This is a genomic window from Planomicrobium sp. CPCC 101110, from assembly GCF_007859395.1.
Classification (GTDB): domain Bacteria; phylum Bacillota; class Bacilli; order Bacillales_A; family Planococcaceae; genus Planococcus.
In genome coordinates this window covers 218,722-236,749 of the sequence record NZ_VOHD01000003.1, presented here as the reverse complement: position 1 = coordinate 236,749, position 18,028 = coordinate 218,722, and the positions used below count along the sequence as shown (strand labels likewise).

Genomic DNA, 18,028 nt, shown 5'->3' with positions numbered 1-18,028 from the left:
TTAATTTTTTAGCCATTTTGCCTATAAGAAAGAACCATTAAAGGCCTTTTTCTCCCTTCCCACTATAATTAATTTATTAAAATCTGAAATTTTTAATAAAACACAAAAAGGCTGTTGACTTTCTCAATTAGCGCCCTATAATTGAGATTGAGAATCGTTTTCATTTGAGATTCAACTACATAATAAGGGAGAGACATCAATGAAAAAGGCATTTTATCTTGTACTGGCTTTATTGCTTCTTGTTTTATCGGCATGCGGCAGCAATGCGGCACCAGAAAAAGCTTCAGGTACCGCTTCTGAAGAAACGAAGGAAAGCAAGGAAGTAAATCTATATACTGCACGGCATTATGACGTAGACGATGAGTTGTATAAGAAGTTTGAAGAAGAGACAGGCATCAAGGTGAACCTCATCAAAGGGGAAGCGGATGAATTGCTTGAGCGCATCAAACGTGAAGGCGACGGCACAGAAGCGGATCTGTTCCTGACTGCGGATGCGGGCCGGCTGTTCCGCGCGAAAGATGATGGATTGCTGCAAGCCGTTTCAAGCGATGTGCTGGATGAACAAATCCCTGGGAACTTCCGCGACACAGACCAAATGTGGTACGGCCTGACAAAACGCGCCCGTGTTATTGTCTACAATAAAGAAACGGTAAAACCTGAGGAATTGTCGACTTACGAAGCTTTGACTGAAGACAAGTGGAATGGCCGCGTCTTGATCCGCGGATCAGATAACATCTATAACCAATCGCTGTTGGCTTCTTTCATCGAAATTAACGGCGAGGAAAAAGCAAAGGAATGGGCAGCAGGCCTGGTCAATAACTTTGCGCGTGACCCTGAAGGCGGAGACCGCGACCAAGCGAAAGCCATTATGGCCGGAGTCGGCGACGTCGCCGTCATGAACACTTACTATTTCGGGCAAATGCTGAATTCCGAAGATCCGGAAGAAGTGAAAGTGGCAGAAGGCCTTGGCGTATTCTTCCCTAACCAGGAAACGACAGGAACACATGTGAACGTCAGCGGTGCCGGCGTCGTTAAAAACGCTAAACACAAAGAAAATGCCATCCAATTGCTTGAGTTCCTGTCAGCTCCTGAAGCACAAGGAACATTTGCAGAAGCAAACTATGAATACCCGGTGAACGAATCTGTTGAACCGGCAGAACTATTGGCTTCATGGGGCGAGTTCAAAGAACAGGACATCCCGTTGTCTGTTCTTGGTGAAAACAACGCCAAATCGATCTTGATTTTCAATGAAGTCGGCTGGAAATAATCAAACTAAACGACCCTTGCTGTGTTTTTCACAGCAAGGGATTTCTTGTCATTGGAAGGGGGAAGGAAAAACGTGCAAAGAAGAATGGCTAACCTGAATATCTGGACGGTGTCGGCTACTGCGATCATTATCCTGCTGTTTTTGCCTAACCTGACAATTGTGGCAGGCTTTTTCACCCCCACCAATGATAACTGGGAACATATGAAGGAATTCGTGTTATGGAAATTCGTCAAAACTTCCTTGATTTTGATTTCCATTACGGCCCTGTCGACTATCTTCATCGGCTTGAGCCTGGCTTGGCTTGTTGCCCAGTACCAATTCCCGCTGCGCCGGTTTCTGAAATGGGCTTTGATCCTGCCCCTTTCCATTCCGCCTTTTATCGGTGCTTATACGTACCATGGCATCTTCAATTACACCGGCATCATCCAGACAGCGCTTCGCGAAGGCTTGGGCATGAGATTGAATCCCGCCCATTTTGACATCATGAATCTGCCCGGCGCAATTTTCATCTACACGATATTTTTGTATCCTTACGTCTATACGATCACGCAAGTTTTCCTGTCCAAGCAGTCCGCTTCCTTGATCGAAAGCACCCGGCTGCTGGGCAAAGGCCCATGGCAGACATTTTTCCAAGTGGTCATTCCAATTTCCCGGATTTCCATTATCGGCGGTGCAAGCTTGGTGGTCCTGGAAGTGCTGAATGATTACGGTGTGGTAAAATACTATGGAATTCAAACCTTTACGACAGCCATTTTCCAGACGTGGTTCGGGCTTGGGGATCTTGAGTCCTCCATCAAATTGGCCGCCTCGTTGATGGGCTTTGTCATTTTGATATTATTGATCGAAAAAATCATGCGCGGCAAACGCCGCTATAGTTATGCAACAACAAAAGTGCGCCCGTTATCGTTGATCCCGCTTACTGGCTGGAAGGGCTTTGCAGCAGCGAGCTATGGCTTTCTGGTTCTGACCCTCGGCTTTTTCATCCCGGTTCTGCAGCTGGCGGATTGGACAATCCTGACTTTCGGGACCATTCCGCTGGAAGAATTCATGGCCTATGCGGGAAATTCGGTTGCCGTCGCCGGAATCAGCGCCTCGCTGATCATCATTTTGGCATTGGTCGTCGGCAACTTTTCACGGCTCGTGCATGGCCGCCTCGCCAAGCTGCTCCCGAAACTGACCGTTCTCGGCTACTCTATTCCGGGGGCAGTGATTGCAGTGGCGGCGGTCACCTCCTTTATCGCACTCGACCGGTTTCTGGCACCGCTCTACAGGATGGCAGGCTTTGAGACAACGCTTGTTTTGAGTGTAAGCTTAGTGCTTCTCATCACCGCCTTTATCATCCGCTTTTTCGCCATCGGGTTCCATTCGATTGAGACCGGATACGATAAAATCGGAACGGACTTCAGGGATGCTTCCCGCCTTCTCGGTGCAGGGCTGACAAAAACGTTCTTCAAAATTGATGTGCCTATGTTGAAAGGTGCCATCTTCAGCGGCTTTATCCTGGTTTTCATCGATGTTCTGAAAGAGATTCCGCTGACTTTGATCTTGCGCCCTTTCAATTTCGATACCCTTTCCACAAAAGCTTTCCAGTATGCAAGTGATGAGAAAATCATGGAAGCTTCCCAGGCTTCGCTGTTGATTGTCGGAATTAGTGCCTTGGCCATTGTCTTGTTTTATAAGTTTTTGGAAAAGGAGTTGGATTAGCATGTATGTCGCCATCGAGAATGTCTGTTTTTCCTATTCAAGAAAATCCGCTGCTGCCCTGGACAAATTCTCTCTTACCATCCACAAAGGGGAAGTGATTTCGATTCTTGGAAAAAGCGGAAGCGGAAAAAGCACCTTGCTGCGCCTGCTGGCAGGATTGGAGAAACCCGAAAAAGGCAGCTTTAAGATCGAAGACAAAGTTCTTTTCGACGACAAGACCTTTCTGCAGCCGGAAAAGCGCGGAATCGGCATGGTGTTCCAGGATTATGCCTTGTTTCCCCATTTGACGGTTGCTGAAAATATCCTGTTCGGCTTGTTCCGGTTGAAAAAAGCGGAAAAGAAAAAACGGCTGCAGGAAGTTCTTGAACTGGTGGAACTCGAGGGTTACGGCAAGCGCTATCCGCATCAGTTAAGCGGAGGCCAGCAGCAGCGCATCGCGATTGCCCGGGCCATCGCCCCGAACCCATCCCTTATTCTGCTTGATGAACCGTTCAGCAACCTGGATGCGGAGCTCCAGGAGAAAATCCGCAAAGACTTGCGGGACATCCTGAAAAAAGCGGACATTACATCTATTTTTGTGACGCACGATGAAAAAGATGCCTATGTGCTTGCCGACCGGATCGTCAAAATCCAGGATGGCCGTATAAACTTCATAGGCCGTCCGTGCGATATGCTGGATACATACAGCCAAGCAGCGCTGTCGTCCAAAGAAACCGTGGCCGAAGAAGAGTTGGTCAGAATCTGAATATGAAGAAACACCGCTCATAGGAGCGGTGTTTCTTTATTATTGGTCCCATCAATTGAATGGAATCCGTTCGTATTATGCTTCAAGTAAATTTGTTAAGGTTTCTTCAATATCGCTTTCCAAATCATTTTGGGACAAATCATATAATGTCCCTGAACCTTGAACATATCCTCCAAAGTAATACCACAACCCGAGTGTACCAGCATCAAACTCATCATCGTATTTTGGGCCGTCATAATCTATTGCTATTTGAGACCGGTATTCTTTTTCTAAACAACGTTCCGAAGTCAGGGTTTCTTCTTCATCTCCATCAATGTCCCTGCATACCCGAATCCTTAAGTTCAATTTTCCTTGGTCCTCAAATCTCTTGGCATATTTGGTTTGAAGCCTTTTAGCCAAGTCGTCGGCTAGCCTTTCTAGTTGAACTATATTTCTTTTTAATTCTGCGTTTATCTCAGTTTCTGGAACGAAGACATACGGATCATTTCTTTCTTCCGGCAAATCTTTCTTAAAGACCTTTTTGAATTTATCGAACAAAACTTTCCCTCCTGTCAAAAAGAACGCTAATCTATACTTCAATCTTTTCCTGCAATTAACCTGCCCCTCAGTTAAATAAGAAAGTTAGCATTGTCCTTTAACAGGGTCTTATCATTAGTAGACTAGGTGCCATATACAAAAGAAAATTCTCACCTTACTCATTTTCATCCCGTCGCAAAACTTCAGATTCGATTGCCACTCGTTTTCAAAAACTCTATGATGAATGTAATTGAATTTCAGGAGGATGAGATATTGTGCACAACAAGCCCACTATCAATCATCGGTCAGGTGTTGAAAAACTAAAAAGATTAAGGAGACCGACATGACAACAATTTTCTCTAACCTGTTCTACGGCGAACGGATAAAGCTTTCAATACCACGGGAAGAAGATGTTGACATTATGCTGAAATGGGGGGAAGACACCGATTATTTGCGGAATGTGGATACGGATATGGCAATGCCCCGTAATAGCGAACAATTGATGAACGAAGGTTCCCCAGGACCAAATGAAGTGTATTTCCGGCTGAGAACCATCGATGGGGACCGTTTGGTGGGCTTCGTCACCATTTACGGCATCGAATGGAACAACCGGACCGGCGTGTTGGCCATCGGAATCGGAGACGCCGCTGACCGAAGTAAAGGCTTTGGAACGGATGCGCTCCGCTTGATCCTTCGCTATGCGTTTTACGAAATGAATCTGGACCGCGTAGGGTTGGAAGTTATTGAATATAACAAAGGCGGCATCAAGGCTTACGAAAAGGCAGGCTTTAAAGTGGAGGGCCGCAAGCGTTCGATGGTCTACCGGGACGGCAAGCGTTTTGACATTATCGTCATGGGGATTCTGCGCCCTGAATGGGAAGCGCTCCATGCAAAATAACAAAACAAAAGGTTTCCTTCACTCGAAGGAAACCTTTTGTGCTTGGATACATTTATCAATTGGCCAGCCTTTGATTCAAGTAAAGGTTTACTTTGCAAGGTCTTATTGAAACGAAACCCATACCGTTGTGATGGCAGTAGTCGTAATATGAAGAAAAGCATGGGAAAGCATGGCGATTTCCAGCCCTTTTTTCCAGTACAGCCAGCCGAATACTAAACCGGCGATGCCATTAAGAAGCAGCATGCGTGCCCATACGGCTGCCGTAAGCGGGGCAACCAATGCAGTTGCCCCCAAATGGCCCAGCGCAAACAGCAGCGCGCTGACTAGAATGCCAATCCAGAATATTGCCGCAGAAGGCACTTGCCGGGAACGCTGGAACAGTTTCCAAAGGAGCCATACCAAAAAGGACATCACGCCCCACCGAAGGAGCAGTTCTTCCGTAATGCCGCCGTAGAACATCCCTCCAATTGTTTCCGTTAAACTTCTTGAACCGGCGTTTTTCTGCAGCGATTCCGGCAAATAAGGCTGAAAGAGGAGTTCCAAAAGAAAAAGGACAGCAGCCGCTGCTGCTCCGGAGAAAATTCCAACTGGAACAGCCTTTTTAAAAGACATGCCATTCCCCTCTTTCAAACGGCCATTCATCCACAAGTAAAGTTAGGACACTAAACCGGCTTTCGGGGCGGTCAACAAGCCGGCAAGAACGGCACCCGCCAGCAGGATCAGCGGGTTGATCAGCGACAGCAAAACGAGCAGGCCAAGCGGGAGATCCGGCGGGTTTGCCATACTTTGCAACTGCCCTTCGATCAGCGGAATCAAAGAAGGGATGAAAAAGAAAATGCCGATCAATCCAAAAACAAAAAGCGCTAAGAATGATTTCCAGAAACTCTTTCTTTTCATGGGCGCAGCCCCTTTCGTCTTTTGCATCATTCCTCTTGTTCTTTAATTTTTTCAGCAGCCATCATTGTTGTCAATGCCTGCCAAATAAACGGCAGGCATCTGATTGATTTTCTATTTGAGAGCAGGAAAAGACACTGCCTTTCTTGGCAGCCGACTAGCGCTTCCACTGCCGCTCGGCCAATATTTTTCTCTAAACAAGCGGCACACCAGGCAAACAAGGAAAAAAATGGTTTATTTCATTTTTCTAGAGGTTTTTCAGTATTTTATGCACTTGTAAGCACGCCGGAAAACCCATAAAGTTTAAAGAAAACAGGAGGTTGATCAGATGACTGCCGGCAGACGCTCTGTTTTCATTGATGCCGATCCTGAAACGGTTTGGAATTCCATCGTCAAAGATGGCCGGTTTTCCACTTGGTACGCTCCCGGTTCGACCTGGCAAATACCAAAGGTGGAGGTTGGAGAAAAAGCGCTTTTCATACTGATGCCAAGCGACCACAATTCACTTGAGGAAGGCGAAAGCATCTCAATGAGCTTCACCATTACCGAGGTCCTGCCGCTCGAACGGTTTTCCTACGCTTCCGATTCGGACGGAACGCTTTTCACGTTCGACTTGTTTCCAGAACAGGACGGAACCCGGGTAACGGTGAATGCGGATGGTTTTGAACTCAGCTTGGAAAATTTGAAAGCTTTTGCGGAAGGCAAGAATTTGCCCCATATATAAAATAAAAATCACCGCTGTGCCTGTTTGCGCAGCGGTGGTTTTGCTTCTGTTAAATTACAAAGAAACGGGAAAAGAAGAGCAAAAAACTCATAAAATTCTTTCGTCTCTACTGCTTAATTGAAGTTTTGGGGCATCTGATTTCGTCAACCCGATCAATCCGCTTAAATCAGCAGCCTTTTCTAAACTATACATAACTTCCCGCAGTTGGCCCGCCTTTTCCTTGCCGATTACCGCATGTGTCAAGTTGTTGAACTTCCGAGCCAAATCTTTGTCGCTCATCGGATTTTCTAAGCTTCCTGTCGCATGTTTCACAACATGTTCAATTTTGCTGCCGTCTTTTAGGAAAGCAGTAGCATAAACTTCTTCTTCTTTTACGCTGTCATCCACTTTCGGCGCAATCTTGGAACGGAATTCCACCACTTTCCCATCGCGCACTTTAGCATCCGCGTATTGATCTTCCCCGGCATCGCCTTCTAAAAAAGCAATGGCGCCTGTATGATAAATGCTGAATTTACCTGCAAGCCCAGTCGGCGGTGTCGGTTTTCCGGTCAATTCCAATACGTACGGGTTGACTGTCAGTTCAATCCGCTCCACGTCTTCAGCTTTGACTTGTTTTCCAAGCGCAATGCATGCATCAATGGATGGATGAAGGACGATTCCGCATGCATATGGTTTGAAGGCGTTTTTCAGCAGTTCCCACTGCTCTCCCCATTTCACATTCACTTTCGACAAATCGTGTTCAGGAGCCAGCACATTGGCGAACCCTCGCTTTGCCTCTAATACTTCCATTGAACTTGTAAAGTTTTTCTTTGCCAGAAGCGCAGCCATCAATCCGTTTTGTGCCGCTTTTCCAGGATGGAACGGTTTGGTCATCGTGCCGAACATCTCCCGCAGCCCAAACGATTGGGTTCCGGCAATGCCAAGTGCCCACGCCATCTGTTCTTCAGTCAGTTCAAGCAGAAGGCCGCCAGCTACTGCAGCCCCGAAGACCCCCGTTGAACTGGTAATGTGATAGCCCAGGTGATAATGGCTTGGATAGACTGCATTTGCAATGCGAAGTTCCGCCTCGCATCCAAGGATGAAGGCATGCAATACTTGTTCGCCTGTCAGGTTCAGTTTTTCTCCCAGCGCCAGCACTACCGGAGCAACAGGGCCGCTCGGATGGTGGATGGTATCTAAATGCGTATCATCATAGTCAAAAATATGGGACGACATGCCATTGATCAAGCTGCCTAACAGCAGATCCACTTTTTCATCGCGCCCGAAAATGGAGACTTGTTCCGCTGAATCGGTGTCTTCTTTCAAGCCAAGAACCATATCCACTGACGGATGATGTGATGCACCAATTGCCACTCCCATCCAGTTGTATAAGCTTCTTTTGCCGTGAAGCTTCACTTCTTCCGGAATATCGCTCATCTTTGTCCCTAAGACGTTCTGTACAAGTTTTTTGGTCACCATTATCGCTATTCACCCTCTACTATTTTTTTCAGTGCGTTTTCTTTTGATTTTCTTACATGGAACTTCGCTGTATTCTCAGCGTAATCCCCGTCCTTTGACTGAATAGCGCTGATGATCATCTTATGTTCTTCTATATTTTTCAATGGACGCCCCGTATGGGATAAAGATGTCGACATGACTAAAGCGATTTGAGTCTGCAGCATATTCATGATGACTTCCAGATAGACATTCTTTGATAGCCTCGCCAAGGCTATATGAAAACCGGAATTGATATCTGCCATTTCTTTCACATTGTCGGCAAAGGCTGCTTTTTCTGCCCGTTCAATAAAGCCATTCAATTCTGCGATCATTTCCGGCGTATGTACCTGAGCCAGCTTCCTTGCCGCCAGTCCTTCCAAAAGCTCCCGAACCTCGTAAAGCTGAGCCACTTTTTCAGCAGACAGCGTGATGACTTTTACCCCTTTATGGGGCACATGTGTTACAAGCCCTTGCTCCTCGAGCCGGCGGATCGCTTCCCGAATCGGCGTTCGGCTGACGCCCAGTTTTTCGGCGAGCCCTCTTTCAGTCAAAGTTTGTCCCGGCTTGATATCGCCTGTACGAATTGCATTATATAAATAATCATAAACAGAATTTTTTTTGACGTCGTTCAGTTCGATGGCAATCAAACTCCAATCCAATCTTTTTTAAATTGTATACCATTTTTTATAAATTTTAATTAAATAACTTATTTCAGTCAATATTATAATGAAAAAACAAAACATTGCATACCATTAAAACCATGCTCTATCTTTCCAACTGTTATGGGCATTCTTTTGTTGCCAGCACTGAAAACCCTCCTTCATTTCTTTACGGAACAGGAATTTACACAATTCTTCATACTGCCTTAATAGTGCCTCAACAATTTTCGGAGATACTATGGATGAACGCAGAGATGAAGGGAGAATGAAAAGACATGAGAATCGCAGTAATCGGTGATTTGCATTACCCTGAATTGACTACAGACAACCAGTTTATTGCAGGTGCGCGCCAAGGATTTTATGAAACGTTCATGGAACGGTTTTTTTCAATACCAGCAGATTTGTACGTATCCATAGGGGATTTGACAAATTACGGCACGGAAGAAGAACTGGAAAACATCTATTCGATCATTCGCCGCCACGGAAAACAGTTTGTCCACGTTCTTGGCAACCACGACGTTTATGGATTGAAGCGCAAGGAAGTATTGGACATCACGCAGCAGCAGCGCTTTCACTTGGTTGAAACAGACACTGCAATGTTGGCTTTCCTGGATACTACACGAGAACAGGACCTTACCGATTGCGGAGGCATCCTTGACCCGATCCAACAGGAATGGCTGGAATCAGTAGTCGAATATTCCGGGGAAACACCGCTTCTCGTCTTTGGCCATCACCCTATCTATGCGACAACCGCTAAATCCCATGAGCCTATGCATTATATACATCCGCATGTCCAAGTACAGGAAATTCTGCAGAAAAAACAAGGCCCCGGCCTCTACGTCAACGGCCACAATCACTATAATTCGATCGCTCTGCGAAAACGCTGGACGTTCCTGCAAATTGCCGCTGTATTGGATGAACAGGCTGCGCGTATTATCGATATATCGGATTCGCTGATTTCCATCGATTCCATCGATTTGTCCGATCCGCTTCTGGAAGAACAGGCGAAAGTTATCGGAGAAGCCATCAACCATTTCAGCCTGCGAGTCGATCCGCTAGGGACGGATGCTGACATGAAGCACTTGATCCCATTGCTTCCGGCCACGAAAAAACCGGCTGCCAAAGCTGTCAATATGACCAACGCCTAATCGGCCGAACGCCGATAACTAAAAAACGGCACACAAAAACACCATTCCTTATGAACGGTGTTTTCATTTTGGCTTCGTTTAAAACCTCCATATTCAACAGCGGCTGTCATTCAAAGCTCCGCCAAGCTCTTCAGCTCTTTTACCACATCAGGCGGCACTTGCCCTGTCACGCCAGCAACCAAGTTTTCTGCCGCTCTCATCGCCATATCAAACCGCGTGTTATGTGTCGCGGATCCGATATGGGGAAGGGTAACGACATTGTCCATCTGCAGGAGCGGATTGTCTTGCCCGACCGGTTCCACTTCAAAAACATCAAGTCCCGCTCCGCGTATTTTTTTCTCCTGGAGCGCACGGACCAAAGCCTTCTCGTCTACAACTTGCCCTCTAGCGCAATTGATGAAGATAGCGTTCGGTTTCATCAAACCGAATTGCTTCTCTCCTATAATATGGTGCGTTTCCTGTGTCAAAGGAAGCATCACTACTACAAAATCGGACGAGGCAAGCAATTCATCGACTTCGCTGTAACGGGCGCCATATTTCTCTTCCGCTTCCGGCTTTCTAGAATTGCTGTTGTACAGGACGTCCATCTCAAATCCTAATGCGGCTCTTCTGGCGATTTTCTCCCCGATTCTGCCCATCCCGATGATGCCGAGCGTCGTGTGATGGACATCCACCCCGAAATTCCGTTCGGAGTCCTTCTCTTTGCCCCAATTGCCTTCTTTTACCCAGCGGTCAAGTTCCGGCAATCTTCGGGCCGCTGACAATATCAAACCGAACACCAAATCCGCGACCGTTTCGTCCAAAACGAAAGGCGTATGGGTGCCCAGCACGTTTCTTTCCCTCATCGCTTCAATATCAAAAGAGTCATAGCCCACGGATATGGTGCTGACCACTTTCAAATGAGGCGCTTGGGAAAGAAATTCTTTATTGATGGCCCCTTTTTTGGTTATCAGCCCTTTTACATCCGCCACTTCCCGTGCAAGGATTTCAGGTGGAATCGGTTCTTTTTTATCCCATATTCGGTAGTCGCAATGCTGTGCGATATAGTCTTCCACTTTTTTCGGAATCGGCGCAGAAATAAATACTTTTGGTTTCATCGGCTTTCTTTCATCTCCCTCTTATGTATGCTTATTCGTTGTTAAATGAAAAGAAAAGGGCCGAAAATTGGCCCTTTCTTCATGTGCTCGGCAAAAAACAGCCATCCGGTCCGCAGACCAGCCCCTGGTTCCGGTGACGCTCTTCCTCCTCTTTCTCCCTTTCAAGCTGACCCTGCTGCCATTCAAACTCAATCTCCGGACTGAATTTCTCCGGAAAACGGATATACCAGCGCTGTTTGCGGATGGTGAAATTATCCGGATCCAGCAGGCATGCATCATCAAGCTCTTTCAATGCCTCATCATTGCGGCCTTGTTTGGCGTATTCCATGCCCAGCTTGTATTTGGTCTGGGCCAATTGCTGCTGCAAATCCGGCTGGCCGCTTTTCGGGCTGTCGCCGCCAAACTCGACTTTTTCCACTTCTTTGCGGATCAGCTGTTCGACCGCCTTGATATTTTCCGGATGGTCCAGCTTGAATCCTTCTTTGATCATCCGGATTGTTCCTTCTTCGTCCAGGAAAATTCCATTCGGCACCATTTTAAAGCCGAACAGGTTGATCAAAACATTGTTTTCGTCGACCACTGTCTTAAAGGTGGTTCCTTCTGTATACGGCTTGACGACTTCAGGCCCTTGGCCATCTGCGGCAACCGACAAAATTTCAAAATCGGCATCTTTGTATTTCTCGTACACTTGCTGCCACCCGGGCAGCTGGGCACGGCAGCGTCACCAGGATGCCCACATGAAAATAAGCGTGTTTTTCCCCCGGAAATCGCTGATGGAAACTTTGTTGCCTTCCAGGTCATTCAATTGGATGTCTTGCATTTTTTCCAGTAACATAGCTGGTCCTCCTTTTTACATGAAAAAATTTTCTTTCTACTGGTTATTCTACATGTGCCATTAAAATCCCTGTTTCTTAACCCTTGAAAAGATTTCCACATAGGATCAGCAATGTTATGCCCGATAGATTTCCATGAAACTTTCCACGACAATTGGCAGTTCGTCTTGATCAATTGTACGGAAGTCAATGCAGACCCGCTCGTCTTGGATTCTGGCAATGACAGCTGGACGGCAACTGCGAAGTTTTTCTGCGAGTTCCTGTGCGGAATACCGGGCATGCGAAACAGCCGCTATATATGTAGGAAGCTCGACACCAGGCATCGTACCGCCGCCTATTTGGGAGGTGCTTTCCTTCAGTTCAATGCTGTATCCTTCCGTTTGCCCGCCCATTTCCTTCATGAAAACTTCCGCCTGCTGTTTGATCGATTCAAGCGGCCGGACAACATCCCTTACTGTAGGCAATTCCATGATGGCTTCTTCTCCAGAAAGATATGCTTTCAAGGTTTCCTCCAGCGCCGCAAACGTCAGTTTATCCACTCTTAGCACCCGCGCCAATTGGTGCTTTTTCAACTGGTCGATGATTGCTTTTTTCCCGGCTATGATGCCCGCCTGCGGGCCGCCGAGCAGCTTGTCCCCGCTGAAGGAAACAATGTCGACACCGGACTGGATCACTTCCCGGACAAGCGGTTCATCACCGATTCCATGCTTCTTAAAATCATATAAAGCCCCGCTGCCAAGGTCTTCGTACAACACTACACCATCGTGATTGTTCTTGAGATCAACAAGCTCTTCCGTCTCTACCGTTTCAGTAAATCCTACCATCAGGAAATTGCTTGTATGGACTTTCATGATCATGGCTGTTTCTTCAGTGAACGCTTTTTCGTAATCAAACAAATGCGTTTTGTTGGTCGTACCGACTTCCACCAATCGGGCTCCGCTTTCTTCCATAATGGAAGACACACGGAAGGAACCGCCGATTTCTACCAGCTGTCCCCGGGAAACAATCACTTCTTTGTGTTTGGCTAAGGCACTTAATACAAGGAACACTGCCGCCGCGTTATTGTTAACGACCATTGCCGCTTCTGCACCGGTCGCTTCTTTTAACAAATCCTCTATAATATCATGCCGGGAACCGCGTTTCCCCTCTGAAATCCGGTATTCCAGATTCGAATAGTTGCGCGCCGATTTGACCACATGCTCTACCGCCCGGCTGCTGAGGCGCGCCCTCCCCAAATTGGTGTGCAAAACCGTACCGGTCCCGTTGATCACTTGCTTCAAGCGATCTTCCTGCCATGTTCCCGCCTTTTTTTCGATGCCGCCAAAAATCAGCGCAGCAAAGTTTGCATCCGCTGGCGAAATGTCCAGTTTGCCTTCCAACAGCAAGTTCCGCAAGGTGCTGATTTCCTCTTGAACGAACTTTGTGGCTTGCTGATGGTTCAAGCTGTAGGTCTCCATTACACCTTCAAAGCGGGCATCCTTTTGCAGTTCATGAATGGGCGGAATTTGGCGCAAATACTCTTTCATCCTATCTTCCTCCCTTTTCCGGCAAATGGGTTGCCGTTAGATTTTTCACATCCCGGCTTTGGCCGTCCAGCGCCGTTTGTCCTCGGCACGCGCAGTGATGTTCAATTGATCAAGCAGCTCCAAAAACGGGATCAAGTATTTTCTTGAAAGGTCCAGCGAATCCTTCGCCTCTTTCAACCCGAATTCCGCCTCCGTCTCCGCCTGCAGTTTTATGACCGCCGCTTCAACAGCCGACCGGTGGATAAGCGTATCTTCCATAAAGCGGTAGGCTTGTTTTGTATGAATCAGAAAAGCCTCCAATTCGGACAGATCGGCTTTCGGAATTGGAGTGCCGGCTATATAATCGGCCCACTTCTTCACTTGCACGCCGTCTTTTTCAATGGCTGCCACGATCCCTTCCATCCGCGTCTTCCACTGCTTTGGCAGATGCGGCTCGAAGTTGCCGAGCGCCATAAACTGCTCCGCTTTTCTCACATCACCCTGTTCTGCCATCTTTTCCAGCGAATACTCGATGAACGGTTTCGGGTATGCGCTGCTGAACGTCTGCACCAGCTCCGCTTTGCTCATTCCGATGCGCATTGGCAATTCCTCATGGAAAGCCTGCAGGCGGCCCGCAATCTCATCTTTCAGTTTGATGAACGTCTTTGACAAGCTGTACTTGCCGGAAGAGACTTCCAGTATGGTTTCCTGCCCAATGCCTTCTGCAAGGGTTTCCCGCAGCACCCCTTCATCAAGTGAGGTTTGCTGGATCAATTGCTCGGCATCCAGCAGAATTTGTTTCGCCAACACGTCTTCGATCAAATCGCTTGGCGTGCCTTCTTTCATATCACGAAGCATGTTGATCGTTTCTTCGCCAAAACGGTATTTGCCGCCTTTGGGCTGGATGACCCACCCCCCTCCCAGCGTTTCGACTGGAGTCGGCCGCCGCAAAATGAACCGGTCGCCGCGGCGGACCACCACTTCTTCGTCCAAACGGATTTGGCACAGCACTTCTTCTTGTGTCTGTTCCAGTTCGTTCCGGTCAAAAAAGACGATTTTGCCCATCACTTCGGAAGTTCCAACATGGACCTTCACAGGAGCCCGTTGCTTGATCGGCGAGAATTTTTCATTGATCAGCTGCATCGCGACATCTATCGTATCAGTGACCAAAAAATGATCTGATGCCACAAGCACATCTCCCCGGCTGATTTCGTCCTTGTCCACGCCGCCGAGATTTATCGCGGTCCGCTGCCCTGCCCGTGCTTGGTCCTGTTCCTTGTGATGCACCTGGATTTGGCGCGCTTTCACCTTTTGCCCTTTAGGCAACAGCGTCAATTGGCTGCCTTTTTGGACGACACCTTCGTAAATCGTTCCTCTGATGACTGTGCCTTGCCCTTGGACGGTGAATACTTGGTCGATTGGGAGACGGAACGAACCATAGGCGTCACGGAACTTCACTTTTTTCAATTGGCCAAAAATCGTTTCCTTCAATTGTTCGATGCCTTTGCCGGAAATGCTGTCGACCAGAACGTACGGGGCCCCGTCAAAAATGGTCCCTTCTAGCCGGTCACGAATATCCTCTGTCACCAGTTCAAGCATTTCTTCATCAACGCGATCGATTTTCGAGATGGCGACGATGCAATGCTCAATGCCTAGAAATTGCAGAATCTCCAAATGTTCCTCGGTCTGCGGCATGACTCCTTCGTCCGCTGCCACTACTAAGACAACAAGATCGATTCCCGCTACACCGGCGATCATCTGCCGGATAAACCGTTCGTGCCCCGGCACATCAACGATGGATACATGCGCCCCGTTTTCCGTCTGCAGCGGTGCATAACCGAGTTCTATGGAAATTCCGCGCTCTTTTTCTTCTTTCAGGCGGTCTGTATCGACATTCGTCAACGCTTTTGTCAACGTCGTTTTCCCGTGGTCGATATGCCCCGCCATTCCAATCGTAAAATACGTATCGCTCATTTTCTCACATGCTTTCTTTGATTGATGGTACCTTTACTTTAATCTTCGCGCCGAACGGTTTCAAGCTCTTTGCCCTCTTCCTCTGAGCAAAGGGCTTGCGGTTCTCTTTTTTTCGGTATAAACTTATCTTTGCTTGAATATGGGGTTGGTTGGGTGACTGGTGTCCTCCTGGGTCTTCAAAACCCTGAGGGGCCTGCGTGCCAGGCTCGGTGGGTTCGATTCCCACACAGTCCCGCCATACATAGAAAACCAAAAGCCGTCTTTGACGGCTTTTTTTATTTTTTGCATCCTGTTTTTCTTTCTTCCAAGAGAGGCAAGATAAGTGACAAATTAGTCTAGTTTCATGATAATTAATGAAGGAGTTTATTTTTATCCATTCCTGGCCAAAGTCTCAACAAATCGAGTCACCGAAGGATTGAAATTATATGAAGATTGTACTTGTTTCGCCAAATTATCCCCAGCCGCGCGGCAATACCGTAACTGTGGAACGGATTGCGGCGAACCTAGGGAAACTTGGCGTCCGCACGGAAATCATCTCTTCCACCGATGAGCCGGTTCCCGTCCGGCTGCCGGATGCCGATCTTGTCCACGGGTTCCATGCCCACCGCCTCTACAAATTCATGGAACAGCTGGCTGAACCGCCTGCTCGCTATATAGTGACAATGACCGGCACGGATCTGAATGTGGATTTGTTCCAACCGGAAAAACGCCGGGACGTCCTTGCCGCTTTGAAAGGAGCCGCAGCCATCCATGTGTTCGATGAAAAGGCGAAACTGATATTGATCCAGGAAGCCCCTTTCCTTGCGGACAAGATTTATGCAATTGCCCAAGGAAATAGCGAATTTTCATCCGCCGATTCTCTTGCAGAAAAAGAGCCGGATACATTTTTGTTTGTGTTGCCGGCAGGCATACGGAAAGTGAAAAATGTTCCTGCCGCGATCGGTATGCTCGAGAAGCTGCACGCCAGCTACCCGCACCTCCGCCTTTGGCTTGCAGGGCCGGTTCTGGAAGAAGCCGAGGGAGAACTTGTCGAAGGCTTGGTCGAGCAGCATAAAGATTGGGTCCGGTATCTTGGGGCAGTACCCCATCCGCTTATGGGCCCGCTTTATCAGCAAGCCGATGCGGTATTGAACACTTCCCTTTCCGAAGGGCAGCCAGCCGCCATTTTGGAGGCGATGGGCTATGGGCGTCCTGTTCTTGTCTCCGACATTCCTGGAAACAGCAGCATCGTCTCTAATGAAGAAAACGGATTTTTGTACAGCAACGAGACCGAATTTCTTGCTTATGCCGAATCACTGATGAATAATTATGAAGTGAGGGAAAAACTGGGTCTCCAGGCAAAAGAACATATTGCCGAACACCATTCAGGCATCAAGGAAGCCGAGGCACTGCTGGCTATATACAGAAGTGTTTTGACATAAATCCCGATTTCACAATCGTCTTTGCGAACACCCAATTGAACAAAAAAGGAGAGAATACAAATGGCAGAAAAAGAAATGGTACGTTTAACTTCTTTATCTACTAAAGGTGGTTGAGGCTGCAAAATTGGTCCTGAGGACCTGGCGCAGGTTCTGCGCCATTTACCAAGAAATGTAGAAGACCCCAACTTGCTTGTCGGACTGGACACAGCCGATGATGCAGGAGTGTACAAAATCAGCGACGAGGTTGCACTCGTCCAGACATTGGATTTCTTTACCCCGATTGTCGATGACCCTTATATGTTCGGCCAGATTGGTGCTGCCAACTCACTGAGCGATGTATACGCGATGGGCGGCAAGCCGCTGACCGTCATGAATATCGTCGCATTTCCGATCAATACCTTGGATAAAAGCATTCTAGCCGAAATTTTGGCAGGCGCTTCCGACAAAGTGAAAGAATCGGGCGCTACGTTAGTCGGCGGGCATTCTATCGACGACCAAGAGCCGAAATTCGGTCTGTCGGTCACCGGGACAATCCATCCGGATAGAATTCGTTCCAACGCCGGCGCACAGCCAGGCGACCGCTTGATCTTGACCAAGCCGATCGGCGTCGGCATTTTGACGACAGCGATCAAACAAGGCATTCTGCCGGAAGAAGATTTGAACGAAGTGATGACGGTCATGGCGACGCTGAACAAAACAGCCGCTGAAGTCATGGAGAACTATTCTGTTAACGCATGTACCGACGTGACCGGATTCGGCCTGCTCGGACATACGATGGAAGTCGCAAAAGGCGGAAATGTCGGTGTAACGGTCTCCAGCAAAGATGTTCCTGTTCTTTCAAAAGCCAAAGAGCTTGCAGAACAAAACGTCATTCCGGGAGGAACCCGCAAAAACCTGAAATGGCTTGCCGGCGATATTGATTACGCAGACAGCGTCAGCGAAATCGATCGCCTGATCCTATGTGATGCCGTCACTTCAGGCGGTCTGCTCATTTCCGTTCCAGAGGCGGAAGCAGAAGCGCTCCAGCGTGATCTGCTTGAAAAAAATGTGCAATCGGCCATTATCGGAACCGTTACCAGCGAAAATGCCGGACGGATTCAAGTCATCTAATTGCAAGGGCTCTTCACAGGGCCCTTGTTTTACCATTGTGGCGGAAAACCACTAAAC

General features: G+C 47.8%; 18 protein-coding genes and 1 tRNA gene. 9 read left to right on the top strand and 10 right to left on the bottom strand.

The features are described from left to right. Positions 1-199 precede the first annotated feature (199 nt). The 3 genes from FQV30_RS01385 to FQV30_RS01375 all read left to right on the top strand — a co-directional run bounded on the left by FQV30_RS01385 (position 200) and on the right by FQV30_RS01375 (position 3,716). Positions 200-1,267 (top strand): Fe(3+) ABC transporter substrate-binding protein, encoded by a 1,068-nt coding sequence (locus FQV30_RS01385; protein ID WP_146498357.1) that lies wholly within the window; start codon positions 200-202, stop codon positions 1,265-1,267. A gap of 72 nt (positions 1,268-1,339) precedes the next feature. Then, positions 1,340-2,971, top strand: coding sequence for an ABC transporter permease (locus FQV30_RS01380; RefSeq protein WP_146498356.1), 1,632 nt, complete (start codon positions 1,340-1,342; stop codon positions 2,969-2,971). Position 2,972: 1 nt separating this feature from the next. Beyond that, a complete protein-coding gene (locus FQV30_RS01375) occupies positions 2,973-3,716 on the top strand; it encodes an ABC transporter ATP-binding protein (RefSeq protein WP_146498355.1) in 744 nt (247 codons plus the stop codon). 75 nt (positions 3,717-3,791) lie between these two features. On the opposite strand, the gene FQV30_RS01370 is transcribed toward FQV30_RS01375, so the two are convergent. Continuing rightward, on the bottom strand, positions 3,792-4,253 hold the full coding sequence (locus tag FQV30_RS01370) for a hypothetical protein (protein WP_146498354.1): 462 nt from the start codon (positions 4,251-4,253) through the stop codon (positions 3,792-3,794). Positions 4,254-4,575: 322 nt separating this feature from the next. On the opposite strand from FQV30_RS01370, the gene FQV30_RS01365 reads away from it, so the two are divergent. After that, positions 4,576-5,130, top strand: coding sequence for a GNAT family N-acetyltransferase (locus FQV30_RS01365; protein WP_146498353.1), 555 nt, complete (start codon positions 4,576-4,578; stop codon positions 5,128-5,130). 102 nt (positions 5,131-5,232) lie between these two features. On the opposite strand, the gene FQV30_RS01360 is transcribed toward FQV30_RS01365, so the two are convergent. Next, positions 5,233-5,742 carry a CPBP family intramembrane glutamic endopeptidase gene (locus FQV30_RS01360; protein WP_186725489.1) on the bottom strand — a complete coding sequence of 170 codons (510 nt, stop codon included), beginning with the start codon at positions 5,740-5,742 and terminating at the stop codon, positions 5,233-5,235. Positions 5,743-5,784: 42 nt separating this feature from the next. Beyond that, entirely contained in the window at positions 5,785-6,027 is a 243-nt protein-coding gene (locus tag FQV30_RS01355) for a hypothetical protein (RefSeq protein ID WP_146498351.1), read from the bottom strand. A gap of 325 nt (positions 6,028-6,352) precedes the next feature. Between FQV30_RS01355 and FQV30_RS01350 the strand changes: the two genes are divergently transcribed. After that, positions 6,353-6,748 carry an SRPBCC family protein gene (locus tag FQV30_RS01350; RefSeq protein WP_146498350.1) on the top strand — a complete coding sequence of 132 codons (396 nt, stop codon included), beginning with the start codon at positions 6,353-6,355 and terminating at the stop codon, positions 6,746-6,748. 87 nt (positions 6,749-6,835) lie between these two features. On the opposite strand, the gene FQV30_RS01345 is transcribed toward FQV30_RS01350, so the two are convergent. Together FQV30_RS01345 and FQV30_RS01340 are read right to left on the bottom strand one after the other, a co-directional pair. Continuing rightward, on the bottom strand, positions 6,836-8,206 hold the full coding sequence (locus tag FQV30_RS01345; RefSeq protein WP_146498349.1) for an MmgE/PrpD family protein: 1,371 nt from the start codon (positions 8,204-8,206) through the stop codon (positions 6,836-6,838). Between the two features lie 5 nt (positions 8,207-8,211). Beyond that, positions 8,212-8,871: a GntR family transcriptional regulator gene (locus tag FQV30_RS01340; protein WP_186725488.1), complete on the bottom strand. Its 660-nt coding sequence runs from the start codon at positions 8,869-8,871 to the stop codon at positions 8,212-8,214. A 287-nt stretch (positions 8,872-9,158) separates the two neighbouring features. Between FQV30_RS01340 and FQV30_RS01335 the strand changes: the two genes are divergently transcribed. Next, on the top strand, positions 9,159-10,031 hold the full coding sequence (locus FQV30_RS01335) for a metallophosphoesterase family protein (protein ID WP_146498347.1): 873 nt from the start codon (positions 9,159-9,161) through the stop codon (positions 10,029-10,031). Between the two features lie 110 nt (positions 10,032-10,141). Here FQV30_RS01335 and FQV30_RS01330 read toward each other — a convergent pair whose 3' ends face one another. The 5 genes from FQV30_RS01330 to selB all read right to left on the bottom strand — a co-directional run bounded on the left by FQV30_RS01330 (position 10,142) and on the right by selB (position 15,440). Beyond that, complete coding sequence (locus FQV30_RS01330; protein WP_146498346.1) at positions 10,142-11,128, bottom strand: 2-hydroxyacid dehydrogenase; 987 nt, start codon at positions 11,126-11,128, stop codon at positions 10,142-10,144. Between the two features lie 79 nt (positions 11,129-11,207). Beyond that, the gene (locus FQV30_RS01325) at positions 11,208-11,816 is read right to left on the bottom strand and encodes a thioredoxin family protein (protein ID WP_255473277.1); all 609 of its coding nucleotides are present in this window, start codon (positions 11,814-11,816) and stop codon (positions 11,208-11,210) included. A 33-nt stretch (positions 11,817-11,849) separates the two neighbouring features. After that, positions 11,850-11,963: a peroxiredoxin family protein gene (locus FQV30_RS01320; RefSeq protein WP_146498344.1), complete on the bottom strand. Its 114-nt coding sequence runs from the start codon at positions 11,961-11,963 to the stop codon at positions 11,850-11,852. Between the two features lie 114 nt (positions 11,964-12,077). Next, entirely contained in the window at positions 12,078-13,487 is a 1,410-nt protein-coding gene (gene selA, locus FQV30_RS01315) for an L-seryl-tRNA(Sec) selenium transferase (protein ID WP_146498343.1), read from the bottom strand. A gap of 45 nt (positions 13,488-13,532) precedes the next feature. Next, complete coding sequence (gene selB / locus FQV30_RS01310; protein WP_146498342.1) at positions 13,533-15,440, bottom strand: selenocysteine-specific translation elongation factor; 1,908 nt, start codon at positions 15,438-15,440, stop codon at positions 13,533-13,535. A 141-nt stretch (positions 15,441-15,581) separates the two neighbouring features. On the opposite strand from selB, the gene FQV30_RS17830 reads away from it, so the two are divergent. The 3 genes from FQV30_RS17830 to selD all read left to right on the top strand — a co-directional run bounded on the left by FQV30_RS17830 (position 15,582) and on the right by selD (position 17,971). Further along, positions 15,582-15,678 (top strand) — tRNA-Sec (locus FQV30_RS17830). Between the two features lie 187 nt (positions 15,679-15,865). After that, positions 15,866-16,861 (top strand): glycosyltransferase, encoded by a 996-nt coding sequence (locus FQV30_RS01305; protein WP_186725487.1) that lies wholly within the window; start codon positions 15,866-15,868, stop codon positions 16,859-16,861. Positions 16,862-16,921: 60 nt separating this feature from the next. After that, positions 16,922-17,971, top strand: a complete 1,050-nt coding sequence (gene selD / locus FQV30_RS01300; RefSeq protein WP_186725486.1) for a selenide, water dikinase SelD — start codon at positions 16,922-16,924, stop codon at positions 17,969-17,971. Positions 17,972-18,028: the final 57 nt, after the last annotated feature.